Origin of the sequence: Amycolatopsis sp. NPDC049688 (assembly GCF_040674975.1) — a bacterium.
GTDB lineage: Bacteria > Actinomycetota > Actinomycetes > Mycobacteriales > Pseudonocardiaceae > Amycolatopsis.
Genome location: NZ_JBFANY010000011.1, coordinates 263,520 through 273,541 on the forward strand (window position 1 = coordinate 263,520; position 10,022 = coordinate 273,541).

Here is a 10,022-nt window from a genome sequence, read left to right on the forward strand (position 1 = left end):
GGCTGGCCTGCATGTATCGCAGTAGGTCACCCTATCGGGTCAAGCCGGTGACGGCTGGCCGAAGGGCCGGAAGTGGATCTTGACCTACCGCGCGAGGCTGCGGTCGAGGTCCGGTTCGAGGTAGATCAGCTTCGCGACCGGCACCTTGGCGCGCACGCGCGCCTCGGCGTCGTCGATGGCCGCCGCCACCTCGGCGGTGTCGAGGCCCGGCACCATGGCCAGCTTCGCCGCGACGAGCAGCTCGTCGGGGCCCAGGTACTGGGTGCGGATGTGGATGACCCGCTCGACCTTGCCCGCGGCGAGTTCGTCGACGATCGTCGCGAGCACGCCTTCGGTGGCGCCTTCGCCGATGAGCAGGCTCTTCATCTCGATGATGAGGATGATCGCGATGACGCCGAGCAGGGCGCCGATCGCGAGGGTGCCGACGCCGTCCCAGACCGGGTCGTCCGTGATCACCGACAGCCCGACGCCGAGCAGCGCGAAGACGAGGCCGAGCAGCGCACCGGCGTCTTCGAGCAGGACCACCGGCAGCTCGGGCTCCTTGGCCTGGCGGATGAACCCCCACCAGGTCGCGTCGCCCTTGATCTTCTTCGACTCGCCGACGGCGGTGTAGAAGCTGTAGCCCTCCAGGCAGACCGCGACGAGGAGGATGATCACGGCGACGATCGGCGATTCCAGGGGCTCCGGGTGGCCGATCTTGTGGATGCCCTCGTAGAAGGCGAAGGCGGAGCCCAGGGTGAACAGCATCAGGGCGACGATGAACGAGTAGAAGTACCGGTCACGGCCGTAGCCGAAGGGGTGCTCCTGGTCGGCTTCCCGCTTCGACGTCTTCTGGCCGAGCAGGAGCAGACCCTGGTTGGTCGTGTCGGCCAGCGAGTGCACGGACTCGGCCAGCATCGACGACGACCCGGTGACGAGGAAGCCGACGAACTTCGCCGCCGCGATCCCGGCGTTCGCGCCGAGTGCCGCGATGATCGCCTTGGTTCCGCCTCCAGCTGACACGAGCGCTCCCCTGCCGACGTTCCCGAATTGCCGGTTTGGAGCCTAGAGGACCCCGCCGGGTTCCCGCCGCACCGGCCGGTTTTGTCGGACCCCTTCGCTACGGTGGCGGTTCCGGCACGGGAGGGTGGCCATGGCTCACTTCGGCGTGCTCGGGCCGCTCGCCGTCGAAGGGCCGCCCGGGCACTGGGTCGCGTTGCGCGGCGAGCGGCAGCGCACGCTGCTGGCCGTGCTGCTGCTCAACGCCGGCCGCCCGGTCCCGGCCGACGTGCTGGTCGAGGCCCTGTGGCCGGACGGGCCGCCCAAGTCGGCCACCTCCAACCTGCACACCTACCTCTCGCGGCTGCGTGAGCGGATCGACGGCCTCCGCGTCGAGCACGGGCCGCTCGGCTACCGGCTGCACGTCGAACCGGCGGAGCTGGACCTGCTCGGCTTCCGCGCCGCCGTCGCCGAAGGGCGGCAGGCGGCGGATCCGGTCGCCGCCGCGGCGCACTACCGGCGGGCGCTCGCGCTGTGGCGGGGGCCGGTGCTGGCCGGGCTGCACGTGCCGCGGCTGGAGGCCGACGTCGCCCGGCTGGAGTCCGAGCGGCTCGCGGTGTTCGAGGACTGCGTCGACGCCGAGCTCGCCGCCGGCCGGCACGGGGAGCTGACCGGCGAGCTGCAGGCCGCGCTCACCGAGCACCCGCTGCGCGAACGGCTCGCCGCGCAGCTGATGACCGCGCTGCACCGGGCCGGGCAGCAGGGCAGCGCGCTGGAGGTCTACCGGCGGCTGCGGGCCACGCTGATCGAGGAGCTCGGCGTCGAACCGGGCGCGGAGGCCCGCCGGGTGCACGCGGCCGTCCTGCGCGGCGAGGACCCGGTGCCGCGGCTGCCGCCGGCGGTGTGGCCGGTGTGCCAGCTCCCGCCGGACATCGGCGACTTCACCGGGCGCGAGGCCGAACTGGCGGAGCTGACCCGCGTGCTCGGCGCCGACGGCGGCGTCCCGGTCGCGGTGCTCAGCGGCGAGCCGGGCGCGGGCAAGAGCACCCTCGCCGTCCGCGCCGCGCACCGGCTGCGGGGACGGTTCCCCGACGGCCAGCTGTACGTGCCGCTGGCGGGCCGTGAGATCGGGGAGGTGCTGGCCGACCTCTTGCGCGCGCTCGGCGTCCCGGGCCCGGCCGTGCCGGACGACGTCCGGGCTCGCGCGGCGGTGTTCCGCGGCCGGCTTTCCGACCGGCGGGTGCTGGTGGTGCTGGACGAGGCCGACGGCCCCGGGCAGGTCCGGACCCTGCTGCCGGGCACGCCGGGCTGTGCGGTGCTGGTGACGAGCCGCCGCCGACTGAGCGGGCTCGCGGGCGCGCACCGGCTGGCCCTCGGGCCGCTGTCGGGCGCCGACGCCGCCGAGTTGCTGGACAGGCTGGCCGGGGCGCGGGTGGCGCGGGAGCGCGCCGACGCCGAGCGGATCATCACGGCGTGCGCGCGGCTGCCGCTGGCCCTGCGGATCGCGGGCAGCAGGCTGGCCATCCGCCCGCACCTGCGGCTGGGCGAGCTGGCCGACCGGCTGGAGGACGAGGTCCGGCGGCTCGACGAGCTGACCGTCAGCGACCTGGCCGTCCGGAGCAGCATCGCGCTGAGTTACGAGGGCCTGCGGCCACCCGCGCGGCGGGCGTTCCGCCTGCTCGGCCGGTGCCGGCTCGCCGACCTGCCGGCGTGGGCGGTCACCACCCTGGTCGACGACCCGGACGCCGACGAGGCGGTCGAGGAGCTCGTCGAGGCGAGCCTGCTGGAGGCCCGCGGACCGGATCCGACCGGCGAAGGCCGCTACCGGATGCACGACCTCGTCCGGCTGTACGCGGCGGAGCTGCCCGAGCCGTCGTCCGCCGAGGGCGTCCGGACGGTGCTGGCGGCGACGCTCGCCCTCGCCGACGCGGCGGCGGCCCGGCTGCCGCGCACGGTCCCGATGCCGTCGCCGGCCGCCGAGCCGCCGCCGCAGCCGTTGCCCGCCGAGCTGGTGGAGCGGCTGCTCGCGCGTCCGGACGACTGGTTCGCCGCCGAGCGCGCGAACCTGGTGCTGCTCATCGGCACGCTGGGCGCGCGGGACGCGCTGCTGCTGCTCGACCGGCTGGGGGTGTACCTGTACCTGCACGGCCAGTACGCCGACATGCGCGCGGCGTACGAGACGGTGTCGGTCGCGGATCCCCCGCTGGCGACGGTCGCCGAGGCCACCCTGACGCTGCTGCGCCACGCGCGCGGGGAGTACGAGGAGGCGGCGGTCCGCTACCGGGCGTGCGCCAAGGAGCTCGAGGCCCACGGCGACCGGCGCACGCACGCGTGGGTGTCGGCGAACCTGGCGCACTGCCTGATCGGCCTCGGCCGCGCGGAGGAGGCCCTGGAGACGGCGGCCCACGCCCGCGAACTGTTCACAGTGGACGGATCGACGGCGGAGCTCGGCTGGGTGCGGGCGGCGGAGTCGGCGGCGTTGTTGCGGCTGGGCCGGATCCGCGAGGCCCGGGAGGTCGACCGGACGGCCCTGGCCGCGGCCCGGTCTTCCGGCGACCCCCGGGTGATCGGCGAGGCCCTGCACGGGTTCGCGTGGTCATCCCTGCTGACGGGCGAAGACCGCGAAGCGGCGGCGGCGATCGCGGAGTCGGTGACGTTGCTGCGCGGCACGAAGGTCCGGTCGGCGTTGGCGAAGTCGTTGCGGACGCTGGGCGCGATCTCGGCAGCCTCGGGCGCCCGGGCCGAGGCGACGGCGGCGTTCGAGGAGGCCCGCGCGCTGGCCCGCGAACTGGACGAGCGGCCCCGGGAGCTGTCGTGCACGAGGGCACTGGCGGCGAGCTGGATCGGCGAAGGCCGCGCGGCCCAGGCGATCCCGGTTTTGCGCGCCTGCCTGGACGAGTACGGCGAGATGGGCAGCCGCCCGGCGGCGGGCTTGACGTGGCTGGTCCTGCACCGCGCGTACGCGGCGGTGGGAGACGAGGAGTCGGCGGAGCAGGCGGCGGAGGAGGCAGCGGCGCTGGCAGACCCCCGCGACGCCAGCGCAGCCGCCCTCCGGCGGGCATTGCTGGCGCTCACGGAACCGGCCTGACGGACTAGTCACGCCCCTCTCCCGGGCCGGCTGGGCGGGTCCCCGAACCGGGCGGCAGGCGCCCTCGGCGAGACGGGCTGGTGCTGCCCCGTCCCGCGCCGCCCTGACGGGCGATCGGCGCATGAGGTGGCCCGCACCTCCCGCGGCGTGCCGCCTTCCGCACCGGCCTGGCGGGTCGGCGAGGCCGACGGCCTGCGGGACGGGGTGGTGCTGCCCCCTCGCCGCACCCACCCGTTCCCCCCTCGTTCGGCGGGGTGGCCGCCGAGGTGGTGCCGCCCCCTCGCGGCACCACCTCAAGCCCACGGGCGCCGGGCGGAATCCGACCGGCGCCACCCCCAGCGGACTGGCCGCGCGCACCAGCGCACCAGGGTCCCCCGTTGGTGTCGATAGTGGCGGATGCCGCCACACGGAACGCACACAGAAACCCCCGGCCGCGCACATCCACCCCGCCGCCCGCGGGGTCGGCCGACGCACCCAGGCAGTCGGCTGGCGTACCTAGACGGTCGGCTGGCGTACCTAGACGGTCGGCTGGCGTACCCACACGGTCGGCTCACGTACCCAGATAGTCGGCTCGCGTACCTGGACCGTCGGCTCGCGAACCGACCTTCCAGGCACGTCAGCCGACCCTCCAGACACGTCAGCCGACCCTCCAGACACGCGAACCGACCCTCCAGGCACGCCAGCCGACCCTCCAGGCACGTCAGCCGACCCTCCGGGTACGACGACCGGCCGGCCGGGTACGGGGAGCGGGCCGGGTCAGTCCTCGCAGGTACCCGCCGTGGCGCGGAACAGCTGAGCGCGCCCTCCGCCCACCGGGCGCACGTGCACCGGCGGGTCCGCCGCCGGGAGCCACACCGACTGGCCCCGCCGCAGCTCGACCTTCTCGCCGTCGTCCGCCGTCACCAGGAGGTCGCCCGCCGTGCACAGCAGGATCTGCGGGCCCACGCTGTCCACCGCGATCTCGTCGTCCTGGCCCGCCGACCACTCGACGCGGGACAGCTCGAACTCGGGGGCGTCCGTGCGGTACACCGCCATCCGCCCGCCGGCATCACCGCACTGGACCGGCATCTCGCCGCACGCGAAGTCCACCACGCGCAGCAGCTCCGGGACGTCCACGTGCTTCGGCGTCAGGCCACATCGCAGGATGTTGTCCGAGTTCGCCAAAATCTCCACGGCCGTTCCGTGAAGGTACAGGTGCAGGTTGCCCGCCGGCAGGTAGATCGCCTCGCCCGCGCGCAACGTCAGCCGGTTCAGCAGCAACGCCGCCAGCACGCCCGCGTCGCGCGGGTGCGCCTCGCCCAGCTCCAGGATCGTCCGGCACTCCACCGCGAACTCGCCGTGCTCCTGGACGTGCCGGACGCACGCGTCGAGCACCTCCGGCAACAGTGAATCCAGCGACGGCTGCGGCAGCGTGATCCACGTCGTGAACAGCGCGCGCAGCCCGTCCGGGTCCGGCTGGGCCTCCAGCAGCCCCGTGTACTTCGCCAGTCCCGGCGTCTCGATGGCCTTCAGGAGCTTCACCGTCCGGTCCGGGGTGCGGAACCCCGCCAGCGCGTGGAACTCCGTCAGCGCGCACACCAGCTCCGGCTTCGCCGTCGGATCCGGGTAGTTGCGGTTGGGCGCGTCGCGTGGGATGCCGAGCTGCTCCTCGCGGGCGTGACCCTCCGCGGCCTGGGCCGCCGACGGGTGCGCCTGCATCGACAGCGGCTCCTCCGCCGCGAGGATCTTCAGCAGGAACGGGAGCCGCCCGCCCCACCGCTTCGCGCAGCGCTCGCCGAGCTGGGTCACCGGGTCGGCGTCCACCAGCTCGAGCAGGCTCCGCTCGGTCCCGTCGGGGCCGATCACGTGCGACGGGTCGCCCGGGTGGGCACCCATCCACAGCTCGGCCTCGGGGTGCGGCGCGGGTACCGGACGGCCCAGCAGCTCGGGGATCGCCGTCCGCGATCCCCAGGCGTAGGGCCGCACCGCGTTGCGCAGCAGCTCCACTGTCACCTCAACTCCACTCCTTCGGCACCGGCCGGGCCGGTGCTAGGCGGGTCTCACGCCGTCGCGGGCGCGAAGCGACCGGCACCGCCGATGCTGCCCGCCGCCAGCCCGAGATAGACCGCCGCCAGTTCGAACCGCAGTGCCAGCACCGCGGCCCGCACGATTTCGTCGGCCTCGATCTCCTCGGCCGGCGCGATGACGTCCGCACCCGGCAGCAGATCCTCGGCCTGGTAGCGCGCCGCGTCCGTGGCCGGACCGGTCCGCACCGAGAGCAGCAGCACCCGGGTGGGGATGTCACCAGAGGGATCGTCCGGATCGGCGAAGATGTCACGCTCTCCGCCACCTGATTGCGCCGCCCGCCGCAATGCGGGGCGCGCCAGGGCCTGACGATAGTCCTCGACGTCGCACACCGTGGCCGCGTGGGCGGCGAATGCGTGCGCAGCGTGTTCGCCGACGGCGACCGCGACCGGGTCGAGCCCCCACAGCAGCGGCACCCGGTCGGCGACCCGCAGTGCCAGCGCCTTGGCCGGGTTCGCGAACGACTCGCGGGCGAGGTAGTCCTTCTCGGCTTCCAGGTCCAGCTGGTCGGCCAGCACCTGGACGTCGGAGATCAGCAGGCCCAGCGCGTTCGCGGTGAGCAGCCCGGCGGCCAGGCCGCGCGGGAACGCCAGCTCCGGCGGCACCGGGATCCGCGGCGCCAGCAGCAGGCCCTTGCCCGCCACGGCAGCCGCCACCGGGCCTTCGGACGGCGCCGAAAGCACCACCGAAGCGCCGTAGCGGGCCGCGCGCTCCAGCGACGCGGCCAGCTCGCGGTCACCGGGGTCGTCGGTGTGCGCGAACACGACGTCGAGCGCGCCGATCCAGCTCGGCACCACTTCGGCGACGACCACCGGCACCGGGCACGACGGCGCCAGCAGGGCGGCCAGCAGCCGCGTGAGCGTGCGGCTCACCCCCGGCCGGTCGATCAGCACGACGGCGCGCGGGCGGCCCATGTCGAGCCGCTCGGACAGCTCCAGCTCCGCGGCGAGCTCGGCGGTCGCCCGCACCTGGGCGCCGGCCATCGCGGCGGCACGGAGCAACCCCGCGCTGTCGGCCTCGGCCAGCCGCGCGGGGTCGTCGAGCAGCGTGTCGTCAAGCACTGTCGGCATCGGAATTTCCGTGATCACCGGGCACGGTGGCTTCGTCGAGCAGGAGCACCGGGATCCCGTCACGGACCGGGTACACCCGGCCGCATTCGGTGCACGTCAGCGCGTCGGCCTCGGGGTCGTCCGGGGCGCCCGGCCGGAGCGGGGCGTGATCGGGCGACGGGCACGCCAGGATCTCGAGGAGCTGGGCGTCGAGCGTGATGGCCATGGTTCCTCCATACCACGCAGAGGGGTGTGATGAAGGGCACCTTCAGGACACGGTTGGCCCTTCATCGCGGACGGTCAGTTGCGGATGATCGCGAGTACTTCGTCCACCAGCCCCTGCACGGCTTCGGCGTTCGCCGCCTCGACGTTCAGCCGGAGCAGCGGTTCGGTGTTCGACGGGCGCAGGTTGAACCAGGCGCCGCCCGGCAGCTGCACGGTGAGGCCGTCCAGCTCGTCGAGCTCGACGCCGGGGCGGGTGCCGAAGGTGTCCTTGACCGCCATCATCTTCGCGACCTGGTCGTCGACCGTGGAGTTGATCTCCCCCGAAGCCGCGTAGCGCGAGTACGCGCTGGTCAGCTCGCTCAGCGGGCCGGTCTGCTCGCCGAGCGCGGCGAGGACGTGCAGCGCCGCCAGCATGCCGGTGTCGGCGCGCCAGAAGTCGCGGAAGTAGTAGTGCGCGGAGTGCTCGCCGCCGAAGATGGCGCCGGTGCGGGCCATCTCGGCCTTGATGAACGAGTGCCCGACGCGGGTGCGGACCGGCTTGCCGCCGTGCTCGGCGACGATCTCCGGCACGCCCTTGGACGTGATCAGGTTGTGGATGATCGTGCCGCCGGGGTCCTTGGCCAGCTCGCGGACGGCGACCAGCGCCGTGATCGCGCTCGGCGAAACCGGCTCGCCGCGCTCGTCGACGATGAAGCAGCGGTCGGCGTCGCCGTCGAAGGCGACACCGGCGTCGGCGCCGACTTCGCGCACCTTCGCCTGCAGGTCGACGATGTTCGCCGGGTCCAGCGGGTTGGCCTCGTGGTTCGGGAAGGTGCCGTCGAGCTCGAAGTACATCGGCACGACCTCGATCGGGAGGCCCTCGAAGACGGTCGGGACGGTGTGGCCGCCCATGCCGTTGCCGGCGTCGACCACGATCTTCAGCGGCCGGCTGCCGGACAGGTCGACGAGGTTGCGCAGGTAGGCCGCGTAGTCGGCGAGAACGTCCCTATCGGTGATAGAGCCGCGCTGGCCCTCGAACTCCGGCACGCCCTGCTCGACGGTGTCGCGGATCTCGGCGAGCCCGGTGTCCTGGCCGACCGGCGACGCGCCCGCGCGGCACATCTTGATGCCGTTGTACTTGGCGGGGTTGTGGCTGGCGGTGAACATCGCGCCCGGCATGTTCAGCGAGCCCGACGCGAAGTACAGCTGGTCGGTGCTGGCCAGGCCGATGCTCACGACGTCGAGGCCCTGCGAGGTGACGCCGTCGGCGAACGCCGCGGCCAGCGCCGGCGAGGAGTCCCGCATGTCGTGGCCGATCACCACCGAGGGCGCTTCCGGCTTGATGAGCAGGGCGAACGCGGCGCCGAAGTCGCGGACGAGGTCCGCGTCGAGCTGCTCGCCGACCACGCCGCGAATGTCGTAGGCCTTCACGATGCCCGAAAGGTCTGGCACGCCGTCTCCCCGCGAATAGTCGTCCCGGCGCCCGCTGCGCCGCGCGGAAAGCCTACCGGCGAGGTGAGTGGGTTACGCGTTCAGGCGCGGCCGGGCAGGACCCGCAGGTGGCCGCGGCGCCCGGACGGGCCCTCCGGCTCGGGAGCGGGAGGCGCGGGTTTGCCGGGGCGGCCGGCCTCGCGCACGGCCTCGGCCAGCGCGGTCAGTTCGTCGGCCGACGGGTCCGGCGCGGCGAAGGCCCCTTCGTGGCGGACGACTTCCCAGCCCTTCGGGACGGTCAGCCGCAGCGCGTGGGCTTCGCAGAGGTCGTAGGAGTGCGGCTCGGAGGCGGTGGCCAGGGGGCCGACGACGGCGGTCGAGTCGCTGTACGCATACGTCAGCGTGGCCACAGCTGGCTCGAGACAGCCAGTACGCGAACACTTCCGTACGCTCCGCACGAATCGAAACGATAGCGCGTCGCCGCAAGCCTGGAGGAGCGACACGCGCTGGGACGCGCCGACCGCATAGACTTCGGAACGTGGCGACGGCTCGTGACTACCGACAGCGGCGGCGCTCGCGACGGGACCGGCACGGCCGGGGCCTGCGCGGGACGCTGTATCCGGCGACCCTGCCCGCCGCCGCGAGCCGCGCGGAACGCTTCGACGCCCTGGTGCTGGACGCCCTGGAGCCGATCGAAGCCCGCTGGCGCCACGAGCTGACGAAGCTCGACGTAGCGGTCGACGACGTGCCGGAGGTCCGAGAGAACGGCCACGCACCGGCGGACGGCGTGCTGCACGACGGCGCGGTGCCGTTGTCGCGCCTGGTCCCGGCGGGGGTGGACCGGACGGGGTTGCCGACACGGGCCCGGATCGTGCTGTACCGGCGGCCGCTGGAGGCGCGCGCGAAGGACCCGTCGGAGCTGGCGGAGCTAGTGCACGACGTACTGGTGGAGCAGGTGGCGGGGTATTTGGGCGTGGAGCCGGACGTCATCGAAGGCGAGTGACGGCGGCTCGGCTGCGGGCTGAGACTCGCTGCTGACCGGCGGCCGGCAGCGCAAACCGAGCACGACGTGAGATCGAAACGGGCGGCCGGCAGCGGAAGGCGACCAACGACGTCACCAGACCTCCCCCGCCCCTCATCCTCAGCCTTCCCTTCAGCCGGCGGTCGGGTTTGTCAAGGCACGCTTTCCCGCCACCACAAAACCGAAC

Annotated in this window: 8 protein-coding genes; 2 read left to right on the forward strand and 6 right to left on the reverse strand. The window is 73.7% G+C overall.

The features are described 5' to 3' along the window. Positions 1 to 84: 84 nt before the first annotated feature. Positions 85 to 1,002: a cation diffusion facilitator family transporter gene (locus AB0J55_RS31030; protein WP_364256279.1), complete on the reverse strand. Its 918-nt coding sequence runs from the start codon at positions 1,000 to 1,002 to the stop codon at positions 85 to 87. Between the two features lie 130 nt (positions 1,003 to 1,132). Here AB0J55_RS31030 and AB0J55_RS31035 point away from each other — a divergent pair, with 130 nt between their 5' ends. Beyond that, positions 1,133 to 4,066, forward strand: a complete 2,934-nt coding sequence (locus AB0J55_RS31035; RefSeq protein ID WP_364256282.1) for a BTAD domain-containing putative transcriptional regulator — start codon at positions 1,133 to 1,135, stop codon at positions 4,064 to 4,066. 756 nt (positions 4,067 to 4,822) lie between these two features. Here AB0J55_RS31035 and manA read toward each other — a convergent pair. From manA to AB0J55_RS31060, 5 genes are all read right to left on the reverse strand, one after another. Further along, on the reverse strand, positions 4,823 to 6,052 hold the full coding sequence (gene manA / locus AB0J55_RS31040) for a mannose-6-phosphate isomerase, class I (protein ID WP_364256337.1): 1,230 nt from the start codon (positions 6,050 to 6,052) through the stop codon (positions 4,823 to 4,825). A 53-nt stretch (positions 6,053 to 6,105) separates the two neighbouring features. Next, positions 6,106 to 7,200 carry a hypothetical protein gene (locus AB0J55_RS31045; RefSeq protein WP_364256285.1) on the reverse strand — a complete coding sequence of 365 codons (1,095 nt, stop codon included), beginning with the start codon at positions 7,198 to 7,200 and terminating at the stop codon, positions 6,106 to 6,108. Further along, on the reverse strand, positions 7,184 to 7,405 hold the full coding sequence (locus AB0J55_RS31050; protein ID WP_364256288.1) for a Trm112 family protein: 222 nt from the start codon (positions 7,403 to 7,405) through the stop codon (positions 7,184 to 7,186). Before AB0J55_RS31050 ends, AB0J55_RS31045 begins: the two co-directional genes overlap by 17 nt. A gap of 74 nt (positions 7,406 to 7,479) precedes the next feature. Further along, positions 7,480 to 8,835 (reverse strand): phosphomannomutase/phosphoglucomutase, encoded by a 1,356-nt coding sequence (locus tag AB0J55_RS31055; protein ID WP_364256291.1) that lies wholly within the window; start codon positions 8,833 to 8,835, stop codon positions 7,480 to 7,482. An 80-nt stretch (positions 8,836 to 8,915) separates the two neighbouring features. Next, positions 8,916 to 9,272 carry a DUF3499 domain-containing protein gene (locus AB0J55_RS31060; protein ID WP_285986112.1) on the reverse strand — a complete coding sequence of 119 codons (357 nt, stop codon included), beginning with the start codon at positions 9,270 to 9,272 and terminating at the stop codon, positions 8,916 to 8,918. A gap of 80 nt (positions 9,273 to 9,352) precedes the next feature. Between AB0J55_RS31060 and AB0J55_RS31065 the strand changes: the two genes are divergently transcribed. Then, a complete protein-coding gene (locus AB0J55_RS31065; RefSeq protein WP_167384899.1) occupies positions 9,353 to 9,817 on the forward strand; it encodes a metallopeptidase family protein in 465 nt (154 codons plus the stop codon). Positions 9,818 to 10,022 lie beyond the last annotated feature (205 nt).